The 25463-nt window shown below is 70.6% G+C and carries 25 protein-coding genes, 1 tRNA gene and 1 pseudogene; 14 read left to right on the plus strand and 13 right to left on the minus strand.

Annotated features, from left to right (window positions below; translation table 11 throughout):
• Positions 1–113 precede the first annotated feature (113 nt).
• The 4 genes from ABZ928_RS12460 to ABZ928_RS12475 are packed head-to-tail and all read right to left on the minus strand — an operon-like array spanning position 114 to position 2039.
• Positions 114–485 carry a hypothetical protein gene (locus tag ABZ928_RS12460; protein WP_361517398.1) on the minus strand — a complete coding sequence of 124 codons (372 nt, stop codon included), beginning with the start codon at positions 483–485 and terminating at the stop codon, positions 114–116.
• Complete coding sequence (locus ABZ928_RS12465; RefSeq protein ID WP_361517399.1) at positions 482–892, minus strand: hypothetical protein; 411 nt, start codon at positions 890–892, stop codon at positions 482–484. The genes ABZ928_RS12460 and ABZ928_RS12465 overlap by 4 nt, the downstream gene beginning before the upstream one ends.
• On the minus strand, positions 889–1656 hold the full coding sequence (locus ABZ928_RS12470) for a hypothetical protein (protein WP_361517401.1): 768 nt from the start codon (positions 1654–1656) through the stop codon (positions 889–891). The genes ABZ928_RS12465 and ABZ928_RS12470 overlap by 4 nt, the downstream gene beginning before the upstream one ends.
• Positions 1656–2039 (minus strand): hypothetical protein, encoded by a 384-nt coding sequence (locus tag ABZ928_RS12475; RefSeq protein ID WP_361517403.1) that lies wholly within the window; start codon positions 2037–2039, stop codon positions 1656–1658. Before ABZ928_RS12475 ends, ABZ928_RS12470 begins: the two co-directional genes overlap by 1 nt.
• A gap of 212 nt (positions 2040–2251) precedes the next feature.
• On the opposite strand from ABZ928_RS12475, the gene ABZ928_RS12480 reads away from it, so the two are divergent.
• A complete protein-coding gene (locus ABZ928_RS12480) occupies positions 2252–2482 on the plus strand; it encodes a hypothetical protein (RefSeq protein WP_361517405.1) in 231 nt (76 codons plus the stop codon).
• Between the two features lie 402 nt (positions 2483–2884).
• A tRNA-Arg gene (locus ABZ928_RS12485) sits at positions 2885–2957 on the plus strand.
• Between the two features lie 7 nt (positions 2958–2964).
• On the opposite strand, the gene ABZ928_RS12490 is transcribed toward ABZ928_RS12485, so the two are convergent.
• The 4 genes from ABZ928_RS12490 to ABZ928_RS12505 form a co-directional block, all read right to left on the minus strand.
• Entirely contained in the window at positions 2965–4251 is a 1287-nt protein-coding gene (locus ABZ928_RS12490) for an MFS transporter (RefSeq protein ID WP_361517407.1), read from the minus strand.
• A gap of 157 nt (positions 4252–4408) precedes the next feature.
• A complete protein-coding gene (locus ABZ928_RS12495) occupies positions 4409–4594 on the minus strand; it encodes a hypothetical protein (RefSeq protein ID WP_361517409.1) in 186 nt (61 codons plus the stop codon).
• Between the two features lie 268 nt (positions 4595–4862).
• A complete protein-coding gene (locus tag ABZ928_RS12500; RefSeq protein ID WP_361517411.1) occupies positions 4863–5360 on the minus strand; it encodes a hypothetical protein in 498 nt (165 codons plus the stop codon).
• 246 nt (positions 5361–5606) lie between these two features.
• Positions 5607–6119 carry a MarR family transcriptional regulator gene (locus ABZ928_RS12505; protein WP_361517413.1) on the minus strand — a complete coding sequence of 171 codons (513 nt, stop codon included), beginning with the start codon at positions 6117–6119 and terminating at the stop codon, positions 5607–5609.
• Between the two features lie 92 nt (positions 6120–6211).
• Here ABZ928_RS12505 and ABZ928_RS12510 point away from each other — a divergent pair, with 92 nt between their 5' ends.
• The 10 genes from ABZ928_RS12510 (at position 6212) to ABZ928_RS12555 (ending at position 18232) form a co-directional block, all read left to right on the plus strand.
• The gene (locus tag ABZ928_RS12510; RefSeq protein WP_361517415.1) at positions 6212–6586 is read left to right on the plus strand and encodes an HGxxPAAW family protein; all 375 of its coding nucleotides are present in this window, start codon (positions 6212–6214) and stop codon (positions 6584–6586) included.
• 94 nt (positions 6587–6680) lie between these two features.
• The gene (locus ABZ928_RS12515; protein WP_361517417.1) at positions 6681–7592 is read left to right on the plus strand and encodes a DUF2797 domain-containing protein; all 912 of its coding nucleotides are present in this window, start codon (positions 6681–6683) and stop codon (positions 7590–7592) included.
• Positions 7593–7699: 107 nt separating this feature from the next.
• Positions 7700–8050, plus strand: a complete 351-nt coding sequence (locus ABZ928_RS12520) for an antibiotic biosynthesis monooxygenase (protein WP_361517419.1) — start codon at positions 7700–7702, stop codon at positions 8048–8050.
• Between the two features lie 127 nt (positions 8051–8177).
• On the plus strand, positions 8178–9335 hold the full coding sequence (locus ABZ928_RS12525; RefSeq protein ID WP_361517421.1) for a transposase: 1158 nt from the start codon (positions 8178–8180) through the stop codon (positions 9333–9335).
• 301 nt (positions 9336–9636) lie between these two features.
• A complete protein-coding gene (locus ABZ928_RS12530; protein ID WP_194078854.1) occupies positions 9637–10377 on the plus strand; it encodes a response regulator transcription factor in 741 nt (246 codons plus the stop codon).
• Positions 10374–11984: a HAMP domain-containing sensor histidine kinase gene (locus tag ABZ928_RS12535; protein ID WP_361517423.1), complete on the plus strand. Its 1611-nt coding sequence runs from the start codon at positions 10374–10376 to the stop codon at positions 11982–11984. Before ABZ928_RS12530 ends, ABZ928_RS12535 begins: the two co-directional genes overlap by 4 nt.
• 14 nt (positions 11985–11998) lie before the next feature.
• Entirely contained in the window at positions 11999–13495 is a 1497-nt protein-coding gene (locus ABZ928_RS12540) for a bifunctional glycosyltransferase family 2/GtrA family protein (RefSeq protein ID WP_361517425.1), read from the plus strand.
• Positions 13492–15687, plus strand: a complete 2196-nt coding sequence (locus ABZ928_RS12545) for a glycosyltransferase family 39 protein (protein WP_361517427.1) — start codon at positions 13492–13494, stop codon at positions 15685–15687. The genes ABZ928_RS12540 and ABZ928_RS12545 overlap by 4 nt, the downstream gene beginning before the upstream one ends.
• A gap of 126 nt (positions 15688–15813) precedes the next feature.
• Positions 15814–17322, plus strand: coding sequence for an MFS transporter (locus tag ABZ928_RS12550; RefSeq protein ID WP_361517429.1), 1509 nt, complete (start codon positions 15814–15816; stop codon positions 17320–17322).
• A gap of 160 nt (positions 17323–17482) precedes the next feature.
• The gene (locus ABZ928_RS12555; RefSeq protein WP_361517431.1) at positions 17483–18232 is read left to right on the plus strand and encodes a TetR/AcrR family transcriptional regulator; all 750 of its coding nucleotides are present in this window, start codon (positions 17483–17485) and stop codon (positions 18230–18232) included.
• Between the two features lie 6 nt (positions 18233–18238).
• Here ABZ928_RS12555 and ABZ928_RS12560 read toward each other — a convergent pair.
• Positions 18239–18349, minus strand: a pseudogene (locus tag ABZ928_RS12560) (PPOX class F420-dependent oxidoreductase); the annotation flags it as partial.
• A 91-nt stretch (positions 18350–18440) separates the two neighbouring features.
• Positions 18441–18914, minus strand: a complete 474-nt coding sequence (locus ABZ928_RS12565) for a PPOX class F420-dependent oxidoreductase (RefSeq protein ID WP_361517433.1) — start codon at positions 18912–18914, stop codon at positions 18441–18443.
• A 57-nt stretch (positions 18915–18971) separates the two neighbouring features.
• Here ABZ928_RS12565 and ABZ928_RS12570 point away from each other — a divergent pair, with 57 nt between their 5' ends.
• Both ABZ928_RS12570 and ABZ928_RS12575 read left to right on the plus strand, forming a co-directional pair.
• Positions 18972–23099, plus strand: a complete 4128-nt coding sequence (locus tag ABZ928_RS12570) for a DNA-binding protein (protein ID WP_361517435.1) — start codon at positions 18972–18974, stop codon at positions 23097–23099.
• Between the two features lie 153 nt (positions 23100–23252).
• Complete coding sequence (locus ABZ928_RS12575) at positions 23253–23906, plus strand: L,D-transpeptidase family protein (RefSeq protein ID WP_361517436.1); 654 nt, start codon at positions 23253–23255, stop codon at positions 23904–23906.
• Here ABZ928_RS12575 and ABZ928_RS12580 read toward each other — a convergent pair.
• From ABZ928_RS12580 to ABZ928_RS12590, 3 genes are all read right to left on the minus strand, one after another.
• Complete coding sequence (locus ABZ928_RS12580) at positions 23894–24607, minus strand: response regulator transcription factor (RefSeq protein ID WP_361517438.1); 714 nt, start codon at positions 24605–24607, stop codon at positions 23894–23896. The two genes, ABZ928_RS12575 and ABZ928_RS12580, sit on opposite strands and share 13 nt — an antisense overlap.
• 419 nt (positions 24608–25026) lie before the next feature.
• Complete coding sequence (locus ABZ928_RS12585; protein WP_361517440.1) at positions 25027–25209, minus strand: DUF397 domain-containing protein; 183 nt, start codon at positions 25207–25209, stop codon at positions 25027–25029.
• A 33-nt stretch (positions 25210–25242) separates the two neighbouring features.
• Entirely contained in the window at positions 25243–25455 is a 213-nt protein-coding gene (locus ABZ928_RS12590; RefSeq protein WP_361517441.1) for a DUF397 domain-containing protein, read from the minus strand.
• Between the last annotated feature and the right edge of the window lie 8 nt (positions 25456–25463).

The following is a 25463-nucleotide window of genomic DNA, read 5'->3' on the forward strand; positions in this document are numbered from 1 at the left end:
CGCGTCGAGCAGCGCAGCCATCAGGGCGGGTACGGGCGGGAGAGGCCGGGCCGACCGACACGCCGCCGCAAGGGCAGCGCGCTCGGTCGGACGCGGCACGTACGAACGGGCGGTCACCGGTCGCCCTCGGCGAGGAGCGCAGCGAGCTGGTCAGCGAACTCGCGGATCTGGTCGGCGTGACCGTCCAGGGCGGCGGCGAAGTCGTACAGCTGGGCAGGGTCGCGGCCGTAGTCCTCGCCGTACCGGAGGAACAGGAAGCCCTGGATCTCGCGGACGCCGCGCGCCGCGAACGGAGCCTGCGAGACGAGGGCCTCCCCGACCGTGACGCCGTCGAGCTTGAACACGGTCTTCGGCCCGTCGTGGCAGACGTCGACCTTGAAGGTCTCCGGGTCGTGGTCGCCGTGGCCGATACACCACGACGGCTCGGGGAGGGTGACGTCCCCGGCGTCGCGGGTGGGCAGCGTGATCAGGCGGGGCTCGGTCACTGCTGCTCACCTCGCTCCTCGGCGAGGAACGCGGCGACGGTCGGGAACTGTGCGGCGACGGAGCGGCGGACGGCCTCCCCCTCGTCGAGGAGATCCGCCTCCTCGGCCGTGGCCTGCTCCGTGCGGGCCTTCCACGTGGCGTAGGCGACGGGGTGCTCAGCGGTCCACTCCCGCAGGCGCTCCACCGAGCGGGCCACGTCCCCGTGCTGGAGCAGCAGTTCGAGGATGACGCGGGTGTCGGCGGCGCGGCGGGTGAGGAGTTCGGCCCGGACCGCGTCGTCGACCGGACGGTCCGCGAGGGGCACGTCGAGGGCGTCACGGACCGCGGCGAGCAGCTGCGTGACGGCCGGGGGCAGGGCCCCCACCACGATGGTGGGGGCCTGCTCGGCCGCGGGGCGGCGGGTCACCGGGTTCCCTCGGTGATGGCGCGGACCCGGCGGGCCTCGGCCTCACGGTCGGCGGCCGCGATCTCCGGGTCACCCGCGAAGTCGTCGGCCGCAACCTGCTCGGCGAAGTCGACGACGGCCGCCAGGCGGACGGTGAAGCCGCGCAGCGCGTCCAGCGCCCGCCGGGCCTCGGCCGGCGGCAGTTCGGCGAGGTGCACGCCGTAGCCGAGCCACACCTTCGTCTCGCGCCCGTAGGCCTGCGCCTTGTCGTTGTTCACGATGACCTGGGCGGTCATCCACGGCAGGCTCTCGCCGTTCTCGCTGTAGCCGGAGCAGTCGACCTCGGCAGCCTTCAGCGTGGTCTCGACGGGAGCGGTGGAGTGGCACTCCATGGCGCCGGACGTGCCGTGCCGCTCGACACAGAATCCAGGGCACCCCCACTTGGCCATCCACTCCGGGCCGCGCTGGGCGGCGGTAACCGGTCGCTCCTGCTGCTGCTCGCGCAGGATGCCGGCCATCGTCTGCGCGAACTCGGCGGCCAGCTCGGGCGTGTATCGCTCGGGGAGGGCCGTCTTCATGGCGTGGTCGGCGACGGCCGGGAGGGCGGCTAGCACCTCGGCGAGGCTCAGGCCGAGGTCGTCGCCCTGGTGCTCGGTGTGCTCGCGGCCCGCGTCGGGCGTCTGCTGGTCGGCGTGCTGCCGGATGTCCTCGGCGGTCGAGGTGGCGAGCTGGTCGCGTACCTGGACGGCGGCCTCGCCGTAGAGGGGCTGGCGGATGTTCGACATCAGGCAGCCACCCCCGCCAGAACCTCGAAGCGGGCGGCGGCCAGGACGTCCTTCGGACGGTAGGTGGCCAGGCGGGCGGCGAAGGTGCGGGCGGCGAACAGCTTCACCGCGACGGTCTTACGGACGCGGCCCTTGAGCTTGATCTCGGTCTCGCGGACGTCGTCGGCGACCAGGCCCCGGCTGAAGGCGCCGGCGAAGCGCTTCGCGGTGGCGTCGTCGAGGCCGGCCGCGACGAGGCGGGTGCGGACGGGCTGCGGGGTACCGGTGGCGACGGCGCGGACGGCGCGCCGGGTGGCGCGGGTTTCGGCCGTGCGACGGCGGAGGGTGGCGCGAAGGGCACGGCGGTTGGTGCGGTGCTCGCGGCGGGTGGCAGACTTCTTCATCAGCGGTTCTCCTGTTGACGCAGGTGATTCCGTCAGGCCCTCGGCCGGTGTTGACGCACCGCCGGGGGCCGCTTGCGTTGTCGTCCGGTTTCCCTTCCGACACCTCCACTCTATGGAACATCGTGTTCCCTGTCAAAGGGTTCTGGCCTAGTAATCTCCACCGATCATGAGTAACGTCATGTTCCATGATGGCGAATGGAACACTGAGTGTCATGGACAAGCGATCTCTGGAGCACATCGCGCGCCGGTTCAGGGAAGCCGAGACGCGGGCGGACATCCTCCGCAAAGAGCTGGCCGCGGCCATCCGGCAGGCGGACGCCGACGAGCTCCCCCAGAAAGACATCTGCGAGGTGACCGGCTACACCCGTCAGCAGGTGCGGCGCATCGTCCTGGCCGGCCCCGACGAGGGTGACGAAGCCGCAGGCCCGGAGCCCTCGAAGTAGCGCGTGGCGCGGCACCGTTGATGGCACGGCGCTGGCACCAAGAGGCCCGGACGCGTTCCGACGAGGGTCAACCACCTCGGATGGCATTCCGGGCCCTACCTGCGGCGGAGCGCCTTAGCGGGTCGGGGTCCGTCATAACCAGACGAACCCCAACACACTGCTAATGCGGTTTGGGCCTTAAAGCCCATCGAGGGTTCAAATCCCTCCGCCTCCGCGCTTGATCACGAAGCCCCGGTCTTTCGGCCGGGGCTTCGTCGTTGCCCACATCGGCGTGTCAGGCCGTTTCCGCAGGTCACAAGGGGTACGGCAAACGGATTTCACATGGCGGCGGCAGTCATGTAATGTTCTTCCTGTCGCCGCGAGCGGCCCGGAAGGGCAAGGAACGGCGAGAAAACAAAACAAGCACTCGTAGCTTAACGGATAGAGCATCTGACTACGGATCAGAAGGTTGCAGGTTCGAATCCTGCCGAGTGCACAGCGGATCAGAGGCCCCGTGGAGGAATCCACGGGGCCTCGTCCTTTTGGGCTTTGCGTGCGGCTACGGACATCACGGCGACGGAGGCCAGGGTGAGGGCGGCGCCGATGTAGAGGGGGGCCGTGTAGCCGAGGCCTGCGGTGAGGGCGAGGCCGGCGAGCCAGGCGCCGAGGGCGTTGCCGAGGTTGGAGGCGGAGACGTTGGCGCCGGCGGCGAGGGCGGCGCCGTGGGCGTGGTCGGTGACGCGGGTGATGAGGCCGGGGACGGGGGCGAAGCCCGTCAGGCCGAGCAGGAAGGTCAGGGCCACCGTCGCGGGGGCGTTGGCGGCCAGCAGGCCGAACAGGGTCAGGGTGAGGGTGAGGCCCAGCAGGGCGAGGACGAGGGCGCGGTCGCGGTCGTGGTCGGCTGCTCGTCCGCCGAGCAGGTTGCCTACGACCAGGCCGACTCCGTACACCATCAGCAGCCAGGCGACATCGGCCGAGGAGAAGCCGCCCACCTCGGTGAAGGTGTACGCGATGTAGCTGAACGCGCCGAACATTCCGCCGTAGCCGAGGGCGGTGGCTGTGAGGGTCAGCTGGACCTGGGGGGAGCGGAAGACTCGGAACTGGGCGCGGATGGGGGTGTTGGGTGGCGGCGTCGTGAGTCGGTGCGGTGGTGTGGTGGTCCGGCTCGGTCGGTTCCCTATCGACCTCGTTCTCCACGTCCTCACCGTCCTCGCCGTCCCGTCTGGGACCAGCGTCGCTATGCCCGTCAGTGCGAGGGCGCCGATCGCGGTGATGGACCAGAAGGCCGCTCTCCAGCCCCAGCGTTCGCCGATGAGGGTGCCGAAGGGGACGCCTAGGACGTTCGCCACTGTCAGGCCGGCGAACATGACGGCGACCGCGCGGGAGGCGCGTTCCGGGGGGACGAGGGTCCGGGCGACGAGGGAGCCGGTGCCGAAGAAGGTGCCGTGGCAGAGGGCGGCGATGATCCGGCCGAGGAGCATCAGGTGGTAGGTCGGTGCGAGGGCGGAGAGGAGGTTGCCGAGGATGAAGAGGGCCATCAGGCCGATGAGGAGCTGTTTGCGGGGCAGTCGTGCCGTGGCCGCGGTCAGCGCGATCGCACCTACCGCGACGCTCAGCGCGTAGCCGGAGATCAGTCGGCCCGCCGCCTCCTCGGACACCTGGAAGTCCGACGCCACCTGCGGCAGCAGTCCCGCGATGAGGAACTCGGTGAGGCCGATCCCGAAACCGCCGAGGGCCAGGGCCACGAGTCCGGCGACGAATCCGGTCGGCGTGCGGGGCGGTTCGGTCATGCGTCGACCCTCGCCGTCGGGGGGCGGCTCGGTCCATGGACAAAGGGCGAGGGTGCTTGGACAGATGGGGCGCGCTACGGCGGCGTACGAGAAGAGGCCCCGGAGGGTTGTCCGGGGCCTCTTGTGTGCGGGGCGGGGCGGTATGGGGTGGGCGGGTTCAAGCTGCGGCTCCCGCCAGGCGGTGGAAGGCCTCGGTGGTGCGGGGGTGGACCAGTTCGTCCAGGAGGTGGCGCCACTCGGGGTCGGCCGTGGCCGGGTGGGTCTGGTCCCAGACCGTGAGCAGCGGCGCGAGTTCGTCCTCGTGCGAGGTGCTGTTCGGCTCGGGGGAGGGCAGCGACTTCATGGGGTCTTCCTTCCGGGAGGGGGTCTGTCTGTGCCTCTTGGATCGTCTGCGGATCCTCTGCTGATCGTCTGCGGATCGTGTGCATTTCCTCTGCAATCCACGATGCTCCTGCCGCCGTGCCGCCGCCATGGAGGGACCTACCGGACCGGGGGTGTGGCTAGCCGTACCGCAGCATCCTGCTAGCCCCCCTTGAGCGGGGCGCGAGGTGTACCGGCGGGTGGGGAGGGTGGGGTTCTCGGCGGCGTGTGCGGGTCAAGGGGCATGTGGTTCAGGCGAGTTGGAGGTTGCCGCGGCTGAGGCGGTGGGCGGGCCGCAGCGGTCGTACCGTCGTCGTCGCTGTCTCCTTGCGGGCGCCCGCGAAGACGAACAGCCGCAGGACCAGGAAGCGGCCGATGCCGGCGAGGCCGGACGCGCCGAGGTACACCGCCTGCTCCCAGAGCAGGCCCGGCGAGGACTGCACCGAGTGCAGCAGGAACATCGCCGTGCACGTCACCACGTACGCCGCCGTCGCCGAGCCCGCCGACTGGAGGTGGCGGCGCAGACCGGCTCGGCGGCCCGTGCCGAAGGTGAACAGGGCGTGCAGCTCGGTGCACAGGATCGTCGACGCGACCGTGATGACCGCGTTGGACGCCGCCCAGGGCATCAGCAGCGCCAGCAACGGGACGGCCGTGCTCGACAGCAGCCCTACGCCCCCGCCGCACACCACGAACCGGACGAAGGAGGCGAACGGGCCCACCGGGCGGTCCTCCGTGCGCTGCGTCTCCATGACGGTTTCCTTCCGGGCGGGGCGGGCTCGCGGCCGGTTCCTTCCGGGTGGGCTCGCGACGGGGTGACGGGACACGACCGACCCCGGACCAGCGGCAACTCCCCGGCCTACGGCCCCGATCGGCACGCTTCTACGATCTCGTCGCGCGCCCTCCGGAACGAGGGTGTCCCCTACCGAACCGAAGGTGGTGCCAGCCCTACCAACGCCCTGGGCCCCGCCCCACGCCGAACGGCCTCACGCCCATCGTTACGACCGCTGACCGTCCCGGCCGCCGTCCCGACCGCCGTCCTGCTCCCGCAACTCCTCGATGTACTCCAGGGCCAGACCCGTCGTACGTGTGAACCAGTCGTTGAGTACGGCGATCTCGTCCGCGGAGTAGTCGGCGAACAGGTCGTCCAGGCGGGCGTAGTACGGGCCGTACAGGGCCGTGACTCGGGTGACGGCGGCCGGTACCGCGGCGACTCGGACGCGGCGGCGGTCCTTCGGGTCGGGCACGCGTGTGATGAAGCCGCCGCGCTCAAGGCGGTTGAGGATGCCGGTCATCGCGCCCGTCGTGACATGGGCGTGCTCCGCCAGGTCGCCCGCGGTGAGCAGGTCCTCGCCGGCCTTCAGGACGCAGGCGAAGCAGAGGAGATCGGTGACGTTCAGGCCCAGCCGCTGGGCCATCTCCTGCTGGCCGAGCAGATGCGTCGCGATGAGGGAGTCCATCGACGTCAGCGCCTGGGCCGGGGTGGTGGCGGGGCGGGGCTTGGCTGGCATCTTCGTAATTACCTTAGATCGTGAGAGGTTTCGGTGCTAAATTTCTTACGTCGTGAGGGAATTTGTGGTGAACGGGAGCGGGAGGTCGGAACGTGAGTGCGCACCAGTATGACGAGGGGCACACGGTCGCGGGGTGGACCGGATTCGCCGTGGCCACGGCCGGGTCGGTCGTGCTGGGGCTGGGGGTGGTCATGGTGTCCGCCCTGGTGGTGGCCGGTGGGCTCGCCGTCGTCGCGGGGAGCGTGCTCGTCACCTGGGTCCTGCATCTCTCCGGGTGGGGCAAGGCGCCGGGGCGACGGCCTCGGGAGCAGTGGGGGTGGCGGACTCGGGATCTGTCGGCGCGGGAGGGGCATCCGGGGTGTGTGGGGTGTCGGTTGGCGGGGCGGGGGCGGGGGCGCGTACGGGAATCCGGGGTCGTGGTTACGGCGGTCCCGTCGGCCCCGGCTGCCGCCGAGACCTCACGCTGACGGGGACGGGGACGGGGACGGGGACGGGGACGGGCCGGCCTCGTTTCCGCAGCTCAGCGCCCGTTGTCAGTGCCGCCCCCTACTCTCGTCGGTGATGGCACAGGCATGGAAGTGCTCGGGGCTGCGGTGGGCGGCGGACGGTCCCGTGCTGACGTGGGAAGGCGGGCGGCGCAGTGCGCTGACCTGGGGGAAACGGGTGGCCTTCGGGGTCGCGGACGGGGGTGTGCGGACATGTGTGGGAGCGCGGGGGCATGCGTGTCCGGTGCGGGCGGCCGTGCCGGGGCGGAGTACGGGGGCGCGGTGCGAGGAGTGCGCGCGGCTGGACCGGGCGCACTCGGTGGCCGCCGACACCATCGCGGACGACCCCCGGCCGTACCACGTATATCTGGCCTGGTTCGGACCCGGTATGACCAAGGTCGGCATCACCGCAGAGGAGCGAGGGTCCGCCCGGCTGCTTGAGCAGGGGGCCGTCTGTTTCAGCTGGCTGGGCGTCGGCCCGCTGATGGCGGCGCGGCGGACCGAGGAACTGCTGCGGGCGGCTCTTCGGGTGCCGGACCGCATTCCCTACGCCGACAAGCGCGCGGTGCGTTCCGAGTTGCCCCGCACGGAGGCGGAGCGGGCAGCGGAGATCATCGAACTGCACGCTCGCGCCGTCGGGTTGGGCGGCTGGCCGGAGTCACTGCGGGCCGAGCCGTGCCGACCTGTGGACCACGCGGGGGTGTTCGGCCTCACGGACCTCCCGGCCGCGGTCGGCCAGGTGGCGGAGCTTGTCGCGGGCGGTGCGATCGGCGGGCGGCTGGTCGCGGCCGCCGGGCCGGATCTGCATCTGGAGACCGGGGGCGGAGGTGGGGGCGGAGGCGGAGGCGGAGGCGGGGTGGTCGTGCTGGACACGCGGCTGATGACGGGGTGGGGGCTGGTCCCCACCGGGGCCGAGGAACTCTCCGTGCCGGTACGGGAGTTCAGGAAGCAGGTGAAGGAGACAGGGGTGCAGGACGGGTTGTTCTGACAGGTCAAGCCTGGCTTGAGGCGGATGGTAAAAACTCGGATCCCTCCCGGATCCCTTTGGGCAAGGTGCATGGACGCGGCCCTGGGGCACGGCCGATCGTGGACGACATGAGTGATCACTGCATTACACCTGTCGCCGCCCACGAACCTCCGTACTACGCCGTCGTCTTCACCTCCCTGCGCACTGAGCGGGACGGCGGCTACGGTGCCACCGCGCAGCGCATGGGCGAGCTCGTCAAAGAGATCCCTGGCTTCCTCGGCGAGGACTCCGCCCGCACACCGGGCGGGCTGTCGATCACCGTCGCCTATTTCCGCGACCTGGCCGACATCGAGCAGTGGCGACAGAACACGGAGCACCGGGAGGCCAAGGCCTACGGGCGGGAGCACTGGCACGAGCGGTACGTGATCCACATCGCCAGGGTCGAGCACAGCCACGGATTCGAGCGGGCCAGTTGCTGAAAAGTGCGCGTACTTCCGAGGGGTCCTATCGCCACACATGGGGCTGCTATTCAGAGAGTTCACTCGATCTGGTGGCCTATCCCGAACGCAGAGCCGATGGTCGTTCAGATGCGTAGGTTCAGTGATCGTGAAGCTCGTAGTGCAAGTCAAGTTGCTGCCGACGCCGGAGCAGTCGTTGGCGCTTGAGGCGACCCTGCGGGCGTGTAACCGTGCTGCTGACTACGTCTCACAGGTGTCCTTCGATGAGCGGCTGAAGGATCGCAACTCCTTGCAGCGGGCCGTGTACGCCGATGTGAAGGCGGCCTTCGGACTGTCGGCGCAGCCTGTGGTGCGTGTGGTGAAGAAGGTGGTGGACGCCTATGCCACGCTGCGCGGGAACTTGAAGGCCGGAAATCTGGGTGCGCCAGGTTCCAAGAGATACCGGAAGGCAACCAGCTCACCGATTACCTTCCGGCCCGAGGCCGGTCAGCCCTTCGATGACCGTTGCTTGTCCTGGCAGATGGACGCGCGCACGGTGTCGATCTGGACAGTGTCCGGACGAATGAAGCACCTTCGATTTGTAGGTGCTCCTGACCACCTCAAGACCTTGGCTGAATACCGGCAGGGTGAAACTGATCTTGTTCGGCGTGGTCGTAAGTGGTTTTTGGTGGCGACCTGCGAGGTCCCTACCCCGGATGTGTTCGAACCGGTCGGCTTCATCGGTGTGGACCGTGGGGTCGTGAACTTGGCCACTACCAGCGACGGAGCGAACTATCAGGGCCGTCGTCTCGCCCGCTATAGGCGCTGGCAGGCTCACAAGCGTGCCGAATTGCAGGCGAAGAACACCCGATCGGCCTGGCGGCGCATGGGGTGCCGCAGGCGGAAGGAGCACCGGCATGCCACCCAGGTGAATCACTGCATCAGCAAGGAGATCGTGTCCGTCGCGCAACGCACCGGTCGTGGAATTGGCGTCGAAGCACTTGACGGCATCCGTGAACGGGTACGGCCTCGTCGCGACCAGCGGGGCAGGCTCTTCTCTTGGCCGTTCGACCAGCTCGGACGACACCTCGCCTACAAGGCCAAACGGGCCGGGGTGCCGTTCGTGGAGGTGGACGCGGCCTATACCTCGCAGCGTTGTCCACGCTGTGGCCACACCGAGAAGGCCAACCGGTCGGCTCGAGATCATTTCCGTTGTCGTCGGTGCGGGCTCGCTGGCCCCGCCGATGTCGTCGCCGGGGTCAACGTGCGCGACCGCGCGCGCTCGGCGTGGGCATTCGTCACCATGCCCGTTCCACCATCGGTATAGCTGGTTGGTGGGAGATGCGACCCGTGACCGTCCTGTTGTAGGGGGTAGTCGGGAGCGCGACGAGGTGTGAGCTGCCGGGGTGAGAAACCCGGCCGTTCGCGGCCGAGGTGGTGACAGGTTCCAGAAAGGGTTTCCTTTGAAGGGCGAGGCCGTCCGGGCGGCATAAAGCGCCGCAAATGCTGACGTATCCCTTTGCGGATGGCGGTGGGAGAGGCTCTGGCTTGGCGTTCCCTGTGAGTTTCTCAGGGAAATCACAGGAAGTGGAAAGGGTGCTCTCAGAGGATCCAGACAGTGTGTCCACATGACCACGACCTCGCCCCAGGGGCGCACCGAACTGCTGAGGCCGGACGGGAGCCCCGTCCGAGTGCTTGTGGTGGACGACGAGCTGTCGATCACCGAGCTGCTGTCCATGGCCCTTCGCTATGAGGGATGGCAGATCCGGAGTGCGGGAGATGGCACGGGTGCCATCCAGACCGCTCGGGAGTTCCGGCCCGACGCCGTCGTACTCGACATGATGCTGCCGGACATGGACGGGCTGACCGTTCTCGGGCGGCTGCGCCGGGAGCTGCCGGACGTTCCCGTTCTGTTCCTCACCGCGAAGGACGCCGTGGAGGACCGGATCGCCGGGCTCACCGCCGGTGGCGACGACTATGTCACCAAGCCGTTCAGCCTCGAAGAGGTCGTGGCTCGGCTGCGTGGGCTCATCCGTCGTTCCGGTGCGGCCGACCGGCGGTCCGACTCCGTGCTGGTCGTCGGGGACCTCACCCTCGACGAGGACAGCCACGAGGTGTCGCGTGCCGGTGAGTCCATCCACCTCACCGCGACCGAGTTCGAGCTCCTGCGCTTCCTGATGCGTAATCCCCGGCGTGTTCTCAGCAAGGCGCAGATCCTCGACCGTGTGTGGTCGTACGACTTCGGTGGGCAGGCCAACGTGGTCGAGCTCTACATCTCCTACCTGCGGCGCAAGATCGACGCCGGTCGTGAGCCGATGATCCACACCCGGCGTGGTGCCGGTTACCTCATCAAGCCCGCGGCGTCATGAGCGGACGACGACGGCCGACGCGCCCGCAGAGGAAGCGACTGGGTAAGCCGCGTACGCTGCGGGCCCGGCTCGTCGTCGCGTCCGTGGTGCTGATCGCGGTGGTGTGCACGGTGATCGGCACGGTGACCACGCTTGCGCTGCGGTCTCATCTGTACGAGCAGCTGGACTCCAAGGTCGGCGAGGCCGCCATGCGGGCCGCAGGTGTGAGCGCTCCGCCCGGCCAGCAGGGCAAGGCCGGCGGCAACGCGCCACCCACGAGCACTACGAACGACCTGGACGACCTGGTCACCAAGGGGCCGCAGCAGGGCGCTATCGCGGCCGTGGTCAAGAAGAACGTCATCACCGACGCCAAGGTGGGGGTGAAGAACAACGACGACTTCGAGACGACGCCGACGGATCTGAGCGACGAGGCGATCGAGGCGCTCAACCAGGTTTCCCAGGACGGCAAGACGCACACCGTCGAGATCCCTGGCCTCGGTGAGTACCGCGTCAAGTACAACTCAGGCGACAAGGGCAGCTACTACGTCGGCCTCCCCACCAAGGAAGTCGACAACACTCTCAACACCCTCATCGCCGTGGAGGCCAGCGTCACCGCCGCAGGCCTGGTCGCCGCCGGTATCGCCGGCACCGTAATAGTCGGCGTAGCCACCCGCCCCCTCCGCCGAGTAGCCGCCACAGCCACCCGCGTCTCCGAACTCCCCCTCCACACAGGCGAGGTCAACCTCAGCGAGCGGGTCCCCGAGTCGGAGTGTGACCCGAACACCGAGGTCGGCAAGGTGGGCGTCGCCCTCAACCGGATGCTGGACCATGTCCACGCGGCCCTCCACTCCCGCCAGCAGAGCGAGATGCGGGTACGGCAGTTCGTCGCGGACGCCAGCCACGAACTGCGCACACCCCTCGCCTCCATCCGCGGGTACGCCGAGCTGACCAGACGCGGCAGGGAGCAGATCGGCCCCGACACCCGGCACGCACTCGGACGTATCGAATCCGAGGCGGGTCGCATGACGTTGCTCGTCGAAGACCTTCTCCTCCTCGCGCGGCTCGACGCGGGCCGTCCCCTCCAGTTCGAGCAGACCGACCTCATCCCGCTCGTCGTGGACACGATCAGCGACACCCGGGCGGCCGGTATGGAGCACAACTGGCGGCTCGATCTGCCCGATGAACCGGCCCTCGTCTCCGGTGACGCCGCACGCCTTCAGCAGGTGCTGATCAACCTGCTCGGAAACGCCCGTAAGCACACGGAGCCCGGGACCACCATCACCGCCCGCATTCAGCGGCGCGGGCCGTGGATGTGCGTGGATGTCGAGGACAACGGCCAAGGAATCCCGCCGGATTTGCTGCCGCATGTCTTCGAGCGGTTCGCGCGCGGTGACTCCTCCCGTTCCCGTGCCTCTGGATCCACGGGGCTCGGGCTCGCCATCGTGCAGGCCGTCGCGACCGCACACGGCGGTGCCGTGACCGTGGACAGCGTTCCGGGGCGGACCGTGTTCACGGTGCACCTCCCCGCGCTCGCCCCCATGACGCCCCGCCCGGCGCCCGAAACGAATTGGCAATCGCACTCACAGGTACAGCACAGTGCCACCACATGGGTGCAACAGGGCACTTGACGAGAGTCAGTGTCATGCGAACCGACTCTTCTCCCGGCAACCTGCCGGCGCGGGAGCACCTCCCGGCCGGAGACGCCGGTACGCCTGTCCTGGACGTAGTGATCCCCGTCTACAACGAGGAGAAGGACCTCCAGCCGTGTGTGCTGAGACTGCACGAGCACCTCAAGCGCACGTTCCCGTACGCGTTCCGGATCACCATCGCGGACAACGCGTCGACGGACACCACCCCTCAGGTGGCGGCGCGGCTGGAGGCGGAGATCGCCGAGGTCAGCAACTTCCGCCTGGAGCAGAAGGGTCGCGGTCGCGCCCTGCGCACCGTGTGGTCCGCCTCGGACGCCCCGATCCTCGCCTACATGGACGTGGACCTGTCCACCGACCTCAACGCCCTGCTCCCGCTGGTGGCCCCGCTGATCTCGGGCCACTCCGACCTGGCGATCGGCTCGCGGCTCGCCCGCTCCTCCCGAGTGGTGCGCGGCCCCAAGCGGGAGTTCATCAGCCGCTCGTACAACCTGATCCTGCGCGGTTCGCTCCAGGCCCGCTTCTCCGACGCGCAGTGCGGATTCAAGGCCATCCGGCGCGATGTGGCGCAGGTGCTGCTGCCGATGGTCGAGGACACCGGCTGGTTCTTCGACACCGAGATGCTGGTCATCGCCGAGCGCGCGGGACTCCGTATCCACGAAGTGCCTGTCGACTGGGTCGACGACCCCGACTCCACCGTCCACATCGTGAAGACGGCGACCGAGGACCTCAAGGGGGTGTGGCGGGTGGGCAAGGCCCTGGCCACCGGATCGCTTCCGCTGGACCGGATCACCCGGCCCTTCGGTGACGATCCGCGCGACCGCGAGATCAAGGACGTACCGAAGGGGCTGGCCCGCCAGCTCGTCGGATTCTGTGTCGTCGGCGGGCTGTCGACGCTCTTCTACCTCCTCCTCTACAGCGTCTTCCGGCAGTTTGGCGGCTCGCAGGTCGCCAACGCGCTCGCCCTCCTCGTCTCGGCCGTCGCCAATACGGCGGCCAACCGCCGGCTGACCTTCGGGGTGCGCGGCAGCGGCGGCGCCGTCCGGCACCAGGCGCAGGGGCTCGTCGTCTTCGGCATCGGTCTCGCCCTGACCAGCGGTTCGCTCGCCGCCCTCAACGCGGCCAGCAGCAACCCCGCGCACTCCACCGAGCTGGCGGTCCTCATCGCCGCCAACCTCGCGGCGACCGTCCTGCGCTTCCTGCTCTTCCGCGCCTGGGTCTTCCCGGAGCGCCGCGAGTCGACGGTGGTGGCCTCGCATCAGCCGGTCAACTCCCCGTCCTCGCCGACGTACGCCACCTCCACCACCTCCACCGCCCCCCAGCCGCAGCCGCAGCCGTTCCACGCGCCGCTGCCGACGCGCACAGGCGGCAACCACTTCTCGTACGACGACCAGTTCCGCGCCGGTGAAGCCGCGGACCGCAACTGGAGGGACGCCACGATGCAGTTGCAGCCGGTCCGTCCCACCGACACCGATCCGAGGGATCCCCGATGACCATCACCAGTACGGCCGTGCAGGAGCCCTCGGCTCCCGCGGCCCCGCCCGCCCCCGAGGCCGGTGAACCCAAGCAGCCCTTCGTGAAAAGACTGTGGCGCGGCCGCCCCGAGGACCCCCGCTGGGCCCGCCCGGCCTTCTGGGCGCTGCTCCTGGCCACCGCGGCGCTGTACTTCTACAACCTGACCTCCTCCGGCTACGCCAACTCCTTCTACTCCGCGGCCGTCCAGGCCGGCAGCCAGTCCTGGAAGGCGTTCTTCTTCGGCTCGCTGGACGCGGGCAACGCGATCACCGTCGACAAGCCCCCGGCCTCGCTGTGGCCGATGGCCCTGTCGGTGCGGGTCTTCGGACTCAGCTCGTGGGCGATCCTGATGCCCGAGGTCCTCATGGGCGTCGGCACGGTCGCCGTCGTCTACGCCTCCGTGCGCCGCCGCTTCAGCCCCGCGGCCGGTCTGATCGCGGGCGCCGTGCTCGCGCTCACCCCCGTCGCGGCGCTGATGTTCCGGTTCAACAACCCGGACGCGATGCTGGCCCTGCTGATGGCCGTGGCCTGCTACTTCGTGGTCCGCGCCCTGGAGGACGGCCGCACGAAGTGGCTCCTGTGGGCGGGTGCGGCGATCGGTTTCGCCTTCCTCGCGAAGACCCTCCAGGCCTTCCTGATCCTGCCGCCGCTCGCGATCGTGTACGCGGTCTGCGCGCCGGTGTCGCTGAAGAAGCGCTTCGGCCAACTGGCCGCCGCGACGGCCGCGTTGATCGTGTCCGGCGGCTGGTGGGTCGCGATCGTCGAACTGTGGCCCGCGTCCTCCCGCCCCTACATCGGCGGTTCCCAGAACAACTCCTTCCTTGAACTGACCTTCGGCTACAACGGACTCGGCCGCCTCAACGGCGACGAGACCGGCTCGGTCGGCGGCGGTGGCGGTGCCGGCGGCACCGGCCAGTGGGGCGAGACCGGCTGGGACCGGATGTTCAACTCCGAGATCGGCGGCCAGATCTCCTGGCTGCTCCCGGCGGCCCTGATCCTGCTGGTCGCGGGCCTGGTGGCGACGCGCAAGCTCAAGCGGACGTCGGTGACCCGCGGTTCGTTCCTGGTCTGGGGCGGCTCGCTGCTGATCACCATGGTCGTCTTCAGCTACATGGCGGGCATCTTCCACCAGTACTACACGGTCGCCCTCGCGCCTTACATGGCCGCGGTGATCGGCATGGGTTCGACCCTGCTGTGGGAGAAGCGGTCCGAGATCTGGGCGTCGATCACCCTCGCGGCCGCGGTCGTGGCCAGCGCCGCCTGGGGGTACGTCCTCCTCAACCGCACCTCCGACTACCTGCCCTGGCTGAAGTGGCTGGTCCTCATCGGCGGCCTGGCCGCCGCGCTCGGCCTGGTCTTCGCGGGCCGGATCAACCGGCAGCTCGCCCTCGCGGCGGCGTCGGTGGGCCTGGTGGCCTCGCTGGCCGGTCCGACGGCGTACACGATCAGCACCCTTCAGGAGGGCCACACCGGTTCGATCGTGACGGCCGGTCCCGCCGGCGCCAGCATGATGGGCGGCGGTGGCGGCCGGGGCGGCGGTCCCGGTGGCGGCGGTGGCATGGGCGGCGGTATGCCGGGCCAGAACCAGCAGGGCGGCACCGGCAACGGCAACACGCAGGGCCAGGGCCAGCAGGGCAACGGCTTCCCCGGCGGCGGCATGCCCGGCCAGAACGGCAACACCAACGGCAACACCAACGGGAACGGCAACACCCAGGGCGGCCAGACCCAGCAGAACGGCGGCATGCCCGGCGGCACCACCGGCGACGGCGGCGGCATGGGTGGCGGCGGCGGTGTCGGCGGCCTCCTCAACGGCGCGACCGTCTCCGACGAGGCCAAGAAGCTCCTGGAGACCGACTCCGACGACTACACCTGGGTCGCGGCGGCCATCGGCGCCCAGAACGCGGCGAGCTACCAGCTCTCCACGGGCGACGCGGTCATGGCCATCGGCGGCTTCAACGGCACCGACCCGTCCCCGACGCTGGCCCAGTTCAAGCAGTACGTCGAGGACGGCAAGATCCACTACTTCATCTCGTCCGGCTCCGGCGGCGGCATGGGCGGCAGCAGCAGCGGCACGTCCTCGCAGATCACCGAGTGGGTCGAGGCCAACTTCAAGAAGGTGACGGTGGGTTCGTCGACCTTCTACGACCTGACGCAGAAGGCGAGCAGCTGACGTAAGGAACGAGGGAGGGCGGCGGCCATGACGGTCGCCGCCCTCTTCGTCGTACGACGGGAAAGGTCGTTGTACGACAGGAAACGCCGTTGTACGCCGTATAGGAACTGTTCTACGGTGTACAGCATGCCCGCTGCTCCCACCCCCGCTCCCACCCCCGCTCCCACCCCTGTCACCGCCGCTCAAGGCCACCCCCAGCGCTGGCTCATCCTCGGCGTCATCTGCCTCGCCCAGCTCACGGTCGTCCTCGACAACACCGTCCTGAACGTCGCGATCCCCTCCCTCACCGAGGAACTGGGCGCGGCAACGTCGGACATCCAGTGGATGATCAACGCGTACTCCCTGGTCCAGTCGGGCCTGTTGCTCACGGCCGGCAGCGCCGCCGACCGCTACGGCCGCAAGAAGATGCTGACAGCGGGTCTGACCCTGTTCGGCGCGGGCTCGCTCACGGCCGGACTCGCCGACAGCACGGGCCAGTTGATCGCCGCGCGGGCCGGTATGGGCGTGGGCGGGGCGCTGTTGCTGACGACGACCCTCGCCGTCGTGATGCAGATATTCGCGCCCGCGGAGCACGCGAAGGCGATCGGCATCTGGGCGGCGGTCAACGCGCTCGGCTTCGCCTGCGGCCCGCTGCTCGGCGGCTTCATGCTGGACCACTTCTGGTGGGGCGCGATCTTCCTGATCAACCTCCCGGTGGCGGCGGTGGGCCTGGTGGCGACGGCGACCCTGGTCCCCGAATCCAAGAACCCGCGCGGCGACCGCCCCGACCTCCTCGGCGCGCTTCTGTCCACGATCGGCATGGCCTCGCTGGTCTTCGCGATCATCTCGGGCCCGGAGCACGGCTGGACGTCGGGCCGTGTACTGGCGTCGGCGACCGTGGCGGCAGTGGTGCTGGCCGGCTTCGCGTACTGGGAGAGCCGGATCGAGTACCCCATGCTCGACCTCCACTTCTTCACCGACCGCCGCTTCACGGGCGCCATCGCGGGCGCGGTACTGATCACCTTCGGCATGGGCGGCTCGCTCTTCCTCCTCACCCAGCACATGCAGTTCGTCCTCGGTTACGGCCCCCTGGAGGCGGGCCTGCGGACGGCTCCGCTCGCGCTGACGATCGTGGCCCTCAACTTCTCGGGGCTGGCCGCGAAGTGGGCGGCCAGGCTCGGCAACCCGGCCGCGATCGGGCTGGGCATGGTGTCGATGTCGGCGGGCCTGGTGTCCATCGCGACGGTGGCCTCCGGCGGTTACGCCGGGACCCTGCTGGGGCTGCTTCTGATCGGCGCGGGCGCCGCGATCGCCAACCCCGCGATGGCGCACGCGATCATGAGCTCCATCCCGCCGGAGAAGGCGGGCATCGGGGCCGGGATCAACGGCACGGTGGCGGAGTTCGGGCAGGGGCTGGGGGTCGCGGTCCTGGGCGCGGTGTTGAACTCCCGCTTCGCCGCGCTGATTTCAGTGGCGGCGTCTTCGCTGCCGGCGGCGTTGGCCGCGGCGGGGTCGGCGGAGGAGAGGGCGCGGATCACGGAGGCGTACTCCTCCGGGTTGGAGAGCAGTTTGTTGGTGGGAGCGGTGGCTGTGCTGCTGGGTGGGTTGGTCGCGGGGGCGTTGTTGCGGCGGGCTGAGCGGGAAGAGGTCGCGTAGGGGCTCGGGCGGTGCGGTGCGGTGCGTGGGCGGCTGCGGGTGCTTCGTGGTTACTGGCGCCCACGCGGCGGAGCCGCACATTGATACGGTCCCGCGCCTCTGACGGGGCGCTTAAGCTGATCGGCGATTTGCGCGATTTGTAGGACCAGGAAGGTGCGCCATGGTGAAGGCAGGCCAGCAGGCGGCGCGGACCAGCGTGTGGCTGGGCGGCGGGAAGGCTCGGCGGGGAGGTCAGCCGTCCGGCCTCGACCGTGACCGCATCACATCCGTCACGGTCCGACTCCTCGACGCCGAGGGCCTGTCGAAGTTCTCCATGCGGCGCCTCGCGGCCGAGCTGAACGTCACCGCGATGTCCGTCTACTGGTACGTCGACACCAAGGACGACCTCCTCGAACTCGCCCTCGACGCGGTCTGCGGCGAACTGACCCTGCCCGACCTCGAAACCGACGAGGACTGGCGCGACCAGCTGCGCACCCTGGCCCGCGGCTACCGCACCCTGCTGGTCCGCCACCCCTGGGTCTCCCCCCTGAGCGGCACGTTCCTCAACATCGGCCCGAACTACCTGGAGTTCGCCCGAGTCATCCAGCACGTCATCCGCCGCACCGGCCTGCCCGCCCACGGACTGGCCGCCGCCATCTCCGCCGTCTTCCAGTTCGTCTACGGCTTCGGCACCATCGAGGGCCACTTCATCGCCCGCTCGGCGGACGTCGGCATGACCCCCGACGAGTACTTCCGCCACGCCATGAGCACGGTCACCCAGGCCCCGCAGGCCGCCGAGGTCGTCAAACAGTCCGAGGACATCATGGCGGCCCGAGGCGGCGACACGGTCGAGGAAATGTGGGAACGGGACTTCGACTTCGCCCTGGACCTGCTGGTCGCGGGAATCGAGGCGATGGTGAAAAGGGCCTGATTCCCGTCAGGCGTCCGGCGAAGCCAGCCGCGCTGGGAACCCTCCGGTGGCCACCGGCCCCCACTTCACCGGCGTGACGCGGATGATCGACTTCCCCTGCTTCACCATCGCCTCCCGGGCTCCTTCCTTCTGCGCCCCTCGCGCTGCTTCGCAGGCTTCGGGGCGCTGCGCCGGACTCCGTCCGTCGAGCTGCGCTGGACGGTGCTGATCAGTCCTCGGGCGTCAGCCGTGCGGGGAACCCTCCGGTGGCCACCGGCCCCCATCGCTCCGGTGTGACCCGGATGATCGACTTCCCCTGCTTCACCATCGCCTCCCGGTACTCGTCCCAGTCCGGATGCTCCCCCGAGATGTTCCGGAAGTACTCCACCAGCGGTTCCACGGACTCCGGTGAGTCGATGACCTCGGCCGTGCCGTCGATCTGGACCCACGGTCCGTTCCAGTCGTCGCTCAGTACGACGACGCTCACCCGCTCGTCCCGCTTGGCGTTACGCGTCTTCGCCCGCTCGGGGTACGTGGACACCACGATCCGCCCCGAGTCATCGACCCCGCAGGTCAACGGCGAGGCCTGCGGACTCCCGTCGGCCCGGCGGGTCAGCAGCAGGGCCCGGTGCCGGGGTCGTACGAAGTCCAGCAACTCGTCCAGGGAGACGGCCGTGTTGGTCGCGATGTTCTTCGGTGCCATGGAGTCAGCCTAGGGTGCCTACGGGTGGTTCGGGCGTACGACAGGGGGGCGGCGTTCGTGGGGCGCAGGGAACGGCCGGTCGATCCGGTCGCGGGGCCGGTGCAGGAGTTCGCCCACGGGTTGCGCGAGTTACGGAGGGCGGCGGGCGGACCCACCTACCGGGAGCTGGCCCGCAGGGCCTCCTACTCGGTGAGCGCGCTCTCCCAGGCGGCGGCCGGCGACCAACTGCCCTCCCTCGCCGTCACCCTGGCCTATGTGCGGGCCTGCGACGGGGACGCCGAGGAGTGGGAGCGGCGCTGGCGGAAGGCGGCGGGCTCGGCGCGGGAGGACGACGGGGACGAGGCGCCGTACCAGGGTCTCGCCCGGTACGAACCCGGCGATCACGAACGGTTCTTCGGGCGGGACGCCCTGGTCGCGGACCTGTGCGAGCGGGTGCGCGGCGGCCGGTTCACCGCGGTCTTCGGACCGTCAGGCAGCGGCAAGTCCTCGCTGCTGCGGGCCGGTCTCATCCCCGCGCTCAGGACCGGGGGCGTCGGCGACGGGCCCGCGCTGGCCGCGATCCGTGTCCTCACCCCCGGCCCGCATCCGCTGCGCGCCCACGCCGAGGCGCTGCGCGCCAAGGAAGGACCCGGCGACACGCTGCTGGTGGTCGACCAGTTCGAGGAGGTCTTCACCCTCTGCCAGGATCCGGCCGAACGCGCGGGGTTCATCGACCAGTTGCTCGACGCCCGGCGCCCCGGCGGACGGCTGCGGGTCGTGATCGCCGTACGGGCCGACTTCTACGGCCGTTGTGCCGAACACCGCGCCCTCGCCGAAGCGTTGACCGGTACCGGTACCGGTACCGGGGCCGGCGCCGGGGCCGGTGTGCTGGTGGGGCCGATGTCGGCGGCCGAGCTGCGGGAGGTCGTCGTACGGCCCGCGCGTTCGGCCGGGCTGCTCGTCGAGCGGGAGCTGACCGAACTGCTGGTGCGGGAGGCGGCCGGTGAACCGGGCGGGCTGCCGCTGCTGTCGCATGTGCTGCGCGAGACCTGGCGCCGGCGCCGGGGCCGGACGCTGACCGTCGAGGCGTACGAGGCCGCGGGCGGGCTGCGCGGTGCCCTCGCCCGGACCGCCGAGGACGTCTACACCAGGCTGCCCGAGGAGCAGGCCGTTCCCGCCCGGCTCCTGCTGCTCCGGCTGATCACCCCGGGCGAGCACGCCCAGGACACCCGGCGTCCGCTCGGCCGGGGCGAGCTGGACTTCGCGCGGGACGCCGACCTCGCCCCCGTCCTCGACCGGCTGGCCAGGGCCCGGCTCGTCACCCTGGACGACGACACCGTCGACCTCGCCCACGAGGCTCTGATCACCGGCTGGCCCCGGCTGTCCGGCTGGATCGACGAGCACCGCGAACGGCTGCGCGCGCACCGAGGACTCACCGAGGCGGCCGGTACCTGGCGCGACCTCGGCCGGGAGCCGGGCGCCCTGTACCGGGGCGCCCGGCTGGCCGCTGCCGAGACTCAGCTCGACGAGCGGGAACTGACCTCTCTGGAACGGGAGTTCCTGGTGGCCAGCCGGTCCGCCCGGGCCCGTGACAGCCGTCGCCGACGGCTGCTGACCTCGGTCCTCGCCACCCTGGTCGCCCTCGCCCTGGTCGCGGGAGCCGTCGCCTGGCAGCAGGGCCGGACCAGCGAGCGGCGGGCGGTCCAGGCCGAGGCCCGGCGGATCGCCGCGCTCGCGGACGGCGTGCGGTTCACCGACCCGGTGACCGCGATGCGGCTGAGCGTCGCGGCGTGGCGGCTGGCGGACACCACCGAGACCCGTTCCGCGCTGCTGGCGGCCCTGTACCGGCCCGAGCAGGACGTACTGGCCGTGCCCGAGGCCGATACCCGGACCGACTCGCAATCAGGCTCGGGCTCGGGCCCGGAATCCGAGGAGGACGCGGAAGAGGACAGCCTGTCCGAACGGCATCTGAGCCCGGACGGCCGGACCCTGGTGTCGGTCACCAAGGACCGGGTCGTCATCTGGGACGTGCGCACCCACCGTCGTACCCACACCTATCCGGGCCTCGGCGACGCGGCCCCCGACACCTTCGGGACCGTGCTCGCCCCGGACGGCCGAAGCCTCGTCCTGCTCGGGGAGTCGACCCGGCTGTGGGACCTGCGCACGGGCCGCGTCACCGCGCGCTTCGACGGCAACGGCATCGACGCGGTGTTCGGCGCGAGCGGGCGCACGCTGGCGGTGGCCGAGACGGACGACGGCGCCCCGGGCGTGCCGGTGAGCGAGGAGGGCGCCTCCGCCTCCAGTGCGGGCGCGCCTGCCGACAGCGCCGAGGCCTCGGCCGACGCCTCCGAGGACAGCGACACGGACGGCAGCGACACGGACGGCAGCGACACGGACGACAGCCCGCTCCTGCGCGTCTGGGACGTACACCGGCACCGCGAGCTGCTGAGGCTGTCCCGCGACGGCGGCGACTACGCCGAGGCCCTCGCCGTCAGTCCGGACGACCGGTTGCTGGCCGTGTGCTCCGACCGGCACCCCCTGCGGGTCTGGGACCTCACCCGGGGGCGCCGACTGAGCCTGCCGGGCGTCGGGAACCTGCCGTCCGGCACGTGTGCCGAGGGCGGCGGCGGGCTCGCCTTCGCCCCGGACGGGCGGACCCTGGCCCTCGCCACCGGCTCCGGCATCCGGCTGTGGGACGCCCGCGCGGGCACCGAACTCGCCCCGCTCACGGGCGGCGGCACGGGCCTGCGCGAGCTGCGCTTCAGCGCGGACGGCAGGTTCGTCACCGCGGCCAGGGACGACCGGCTGCTGATGTGGCGGCTGGCCTCGCCCACCGCGCCCGTGCTCCGGCACACCCTGACCGGGGAGAGTGCCGCCGAGGTCCGCCTCGACCCCGCCGACGGCGTGCTGCGCTATCTCGACGCGCCCGGCACAGCGGTGCGTTCCCTGTCCCTGGGGCAGGCCACGACCGGGCGGTGGCAGAACTACGGTACCCAGCTGGCCCGTTTCAGCCAGGACGGCCGCCTGCTCGCCCTGCTGCGCTCGACGGACCTCGACGACCCCGGCGGCTACCGGCTGCTGGACGCCGGTACCGGCCGTACCGTCGCCGCGCTGCCCGGCACCCCCTGCACGGACATGAACGACGAGGACCCGCAGGCGGGTTGGGAGCTGCCCGACTCCGATGCGGACGCCGCGCTCGCCGTCGGCCAGAGGATGGTGTCGGGCGGGGGCGATCCCGGTCCGGGCGCCGTGGAAACCTGCGTGGGGAACTCCATGGCGTTCAGCGCCGACGGCCGCTATCTCGCCTACACCCTCGACGAACCCTGGCGCATCCAGGTCCGTGACCTGCGCACCGGCCGTACTCACGCCACCGTCAGCCTCCCGAAGGCGTCGCTCGGCCAGGTCCACGCCATCGCGCTGAGCGCCGACGGCCGCCGGCTGGTGCTGTCCTACGCCTCGGACCAGGCAAGCCGGTCGGTCCAGGTCTGGGACCTCGCCCGCGCCGGCCGGGCCACCCGGGCCAAGACGCTGCCCGGCCTGTACGGCGCCGCTCTCGCCCTCCGCCCCGGCCCGGGCACCCTGGTGACCTGGCACGGCATCGTCGCCGACCCCGCGCCCGGCACCTCCGCCCGCACCACCCGGCGGACCCTCAGCGCGTACCCGGTCAGCGCGCTCGCCTTCAGCGCCGACGGCGCCTACCTCGCGGTGGGCGACACCCTCGGCCGGGTCACCGTCTGGGACGGGGAACTGCGCAGCCGCGTCGCGGTACTTCCCGGCACCCGCATCGCCGACTCCGGGACCGAGAGCGGGGGAGACGGCGGGAACGCGGGAGACATGGGTGATCAGGACGGCTCCGGCGGCTCCGGCGGCTCCGCCGGGGTGAGCGCCCTCGCCTTCTCCGCCGACGGGCACACCCTCGCCGTGGCCGGCGCCTCCGGCACGGTCCGGCTCTGGGACGTACCCGGCAACCAGCCCCTCGGCTCCGCCCTGCCCACCCCCGGGGACCCGGTCCTCGCCCTCGCCTGGTCCCCGGACGGCCGCACCCTGCGCACCTCCGGTCTGCACAGCACGCTCCAGTCCTACGGCACCGACGCGGGCGATCTCGTGGAGCGGGTGTGTGCCCGGGCCGGCGGGGGCCTGGACCGGGCGGCCTGGCGGACCTATCTGCCCGACGTTCCCTACCGCCGTACCTGCGACGGGAGTTGAGACCGGGTGCTTTCTGCACCTCAGGTTGAGAGGAGCCTTCCCACCACTGCGGGACGACCCAAGTGCCTTGTGTTTCCTACGTTGTTCGTCACGAGGAGCCGCCCGGACGGACGGCTCCGCACCCGGACGAGACTCCAGACGAAGGGAACTTCCATGACGCTCCAGCGGGGGAACACACGCCGTGTCGCCAAGACCGTCGCGATGGCCGCGATGCTGGCCGCCGTGGCCGGGGCGACGGTCCCGACGGCCGCCGTCGCACTGCCGGACCACCGGGCCACCACCGCGGTCACCCAGAGCGCGGCCACGTCCGTACCGGCCGCGTCCAACAGCGCTTACACCTACCTCCAGTTCAAGAAGAACAGCTCCAACCCGTCCAACTCGAAGCTCAGCTTCGTCTACGTGCACATCGTCAACGACATCTCCCACAGCACGACGGTCGCGACCTGGCGTGCGGGGTCGGGGCAGGGGAGCACGAACGCCTGCAAGCGGAACCAGGGCTGGCTGCCGAACGGCACCTACAAGATCAAGACCTTCTACAAGCACCACAACGGCGGTCTGCACGGTGTCAACGGTCTCGCCTGGCTGCTGAACGACACGACGTGCTCGAACGGCACACCGCGCACCGAGCTGTTCATCCACAGCGAGATGAAGCCCGACGGCACCCAGGGCAGCGCCGAGCCCTACCGCTGGGACGGCAACAGCGACTACAAGTCCAACGGCTGCATCAAGCTCAAGCCGTCCGACATCCGTCGGCTCAAGGACCTGCGGAGCAGCTACCCGCTGCCCAAGAAGCTCTACGTCTCCTGAGCCGCCGGCCGGCGCGGTACGACCAGCCCCGACTCGTATGCCAGGACGACGGCCTGGGCCCGGCTGTACAGCCCCAGCTTGGTCATCGCCCTGCTGATGTGTGACTTGACCGTCGCCTCGGTCACCGTCAGCAGGGCGGCGATCTGCCCGTTCAGGGCCCCGGTGGCGACGAGCCGCAGTACCTCCAGCTCACGCGGGGTGAGCCGGTCCAGATCCGGGGCCGGCGCACCGGCCGTGGTGCCGGAGCGGGCCTGGGCGCGCAGCAGGCGGCGGGTGACGGCCGGCGCGAGCAGACAGTCCCCGCCGGCCACGGTGTGCAGCGCGGCGAGCAGGCGCCGGGGCCGGGCGTCCTTGAACAGGAAGCCCGCGGCCCCGGCGCACAGGGCCGCGTGGATCTCCTCGTCCGTGGCCCGGTCGGTGATCGTGAGCACCCGGGGCGCCGTGCCCTCGGGCGCCGCCGCCAGCACGCGGGCGCAGGCTTCGGTGCCGTCGATACCGGGCAGCCGTAGCTCGGCCAGGATCACGTCGGGCCGGCAGCGGGCCGCCCGCGTGACCATGTCGAGCCCGTCGCCCGCCTCCGCGACCACGCACAGCCCCGGATCGGTACGGATCAGCGCGGCCAGTCCGGCCCGGACCAGCTCGTGACCGTCCGCCACGAGCACCCGTACCGGCGCCGCTGTCTCGTCTCTGGTGTCCCCCATGCGCCAAGTCTCGGCCGCCGCGGGGTTGTTCAGCGGCCCCGCCGAACACTGTGAACAACCAGGTCAGACCAGCGGAGACAACGAATCCCCTCGCACCGCCCGACTCCACCCTCTGCCGGACCCGCTACGTGGCCCTTCACGGACCGGCGACGACCGGGAGGCTCCGGATCCGGCGCACCGGACAGCCCGTACGGCTCGCTTCACCAGCGCGGACCGGCTCGCCGATCCGCGCCCTTTCCATCTACTTGATCCCGCGGGGGCTCGGGAGGCGGCGACGGTGGGCGGTAAACCGGGCGGGCGTCCGCATCGACAAGGGCGCCGGATATTCCGGCCGACCGGGCTGGCGTGGGAGCACCTGGATGCGGCCGGGCCCCGGGGAACGCGAGCTGACGCCGGGCCGTCACACGGGAAGCCGCTTGTCAGCGCCCCGCGTCCGCCGCGTGCGGGAGGAAGTCCGCCCAGGCGGCGAGGGGGAAGGTGAGGCGGGGGCCGCGGGGGCACTTGGAGTCGCGGATGTGGATGGTGGTGGGGGCGGTGGCTATTTCGACGCAGTTCGAGCCGTCGCCGCTGTAGCTGGACTTCTTCCAGTGGAGTTCGGGCACGGTTTCCTCAAACGGTCTGGGTGATGCGGTGGATCAGCTCACGGGACTCTGCGGGTTTGAGGGCGTTCGCCTCCATGCGGTCGAGAACGAGACGAAGTCCGCCCAGGTGGTGGGCTGGAGGGTGAGGTGGGGGCGGGAGGGGTCCTTGGAGTCGCGGATGTGGATGGCGGTGGGGGAGGGGGCTATCTCGACGCACGAGGACGCTTCCTCGCTGTACGTGGACTTCTGCCAGTTGAGTTCGGTCACGGCTCGGC

This window comes from Streptomyces sp. NPDC046909 (assembly GCF_040644695.1).
In the GTDB taxonomy this organism is placed as follows: domain Bacteria; phylum Actinomycetota; class Actinomycetes; order Streptomycetales; family Streptomycetaceae; genus Streptomyces.

Coding starts and splice junctions, on each gene's coding strand:
- ABZ928_RS12470 (WP_361517401.1), bottom strand. CDS start 1,656: ATGTCGAACATCCGCCAGCCCCTCTACGGCGAGGCCGCCGTCCAGGTA.
- ABZ928_RS12475 (WP_361517403.1), bottom strand. CDS start 2,039: ATGAAGAAGTCTGCCACCCGCCGCGAGCACCGCACCAACCGCCGTGCC.
- ABZ928_RS12480 (WP_361517405.1), top strand. CDS start 2,252: ATGGACAAGCGATCTCTGGAGCACATCGCGCGCCGGTTCAGGGAAGCC.
- ABZ928_RS12490 (WP_361517407.1), bottom strand. CDS start 4,251: ATGACCGAACCGCCCCGCACGCCGACCGGATTCGTCGCCGGACTCGTG.
- ABZ928_RS12495 (WP_361517409.1), bottom strand. CDS start 4,594: ATGAAGTCGCTGCCCTCCCCCGAGCCGAACAGCACCTCGCACGAGGAC.
- ABZ928_RS12500 (WP_361517411.1), bottom strand. CDS start 5,360: ATGGAGACGCAGCGCACGGAGGACCGCCCGGTGGGCCCGTTCGCCTCC.
- ABZ928_RS12505 (WP_361517413.1), bottom strand. CDS start 6,119: ATGCCAGCCAAGCCCCGCCCCGCCACCACCCCGGCCCAGGCGCTGACG.
- ABZ928_RS12515 (WP_361517417.1), top strand. CDS start 6,681: ATGGCACAGGCATGGAAGTGCTCGGGGCTGCGGTGGGCGGCGGACGGT.
- ABZ928_RS12520 (WP_361517419.1), top strand. CDS start 7,700: ATGAGTGATCACTGCATTACACCTGTCGCCGCCCACGAACCTCCGTAC.
- ABZ928_RS12530 (WP_194078854.1), top strand. CDS start 9,637: ATGACCACGACCTCGCCCCAGGGGCGCACCGAACTGCTGAGGCCGGAC.
- ABZ928_RS12535 (WP_361517423.1), top strand. CDS start 10,374: ATGAGCGGACGACGACGGCCGACGCGCCCGCAGAGGAAGCGACTGGGT.
- ABZ928_RS12540 (WP_361517425.1), top strand. CDS start 11,999: ATGCGAACCGACTCTTCTCCCGGCAACCTGCCGGCGCGGGAGCACCTC.
- ABZ928_RS12545 (WP_361517427.1), top strand. CDS start 13,492: ATGACCATCACCAGTACGGCCGTGCAGGAGCCCTCGGCTCCCGCGGCC.
- ABZ928_RS12550 (WP_361517429.1), top strand. CDS start 15,814: ATGCCCGCTGCTCCCACCCCCGCTCCCACCCCCGCTCCCACCCCTGTC.
- ABZ928_RS12555 (WP_361517431.1), top strand. CDS start 17,483: ATGGTGAAGGCAGGCCAGCAGGCGGCGCGGACCAGCGTGTGGCTGGGC.
- ABZ928_RS12565 (WP_361517433.1), bottom strand. CDS start 18,914: ATGGCACCGAAGAACATCGCGACCAACACGGCCGTCTCCCTGGACGAG.
- ABZ928_RS12575 (WP_361517436.1), top strand. CDS start 23,253: ATGACGCTCCAGCGGGGGAACACACGCCGTGTCGCCAAGACCGTCGCG.
- ABZ928_RS12580 (WP_361517438.1), bottom strand. CDS start 24,607: ATGGGGGACACCAGAGACGAGACAGCGGCGCCGGTACGGGTGCTCGTG.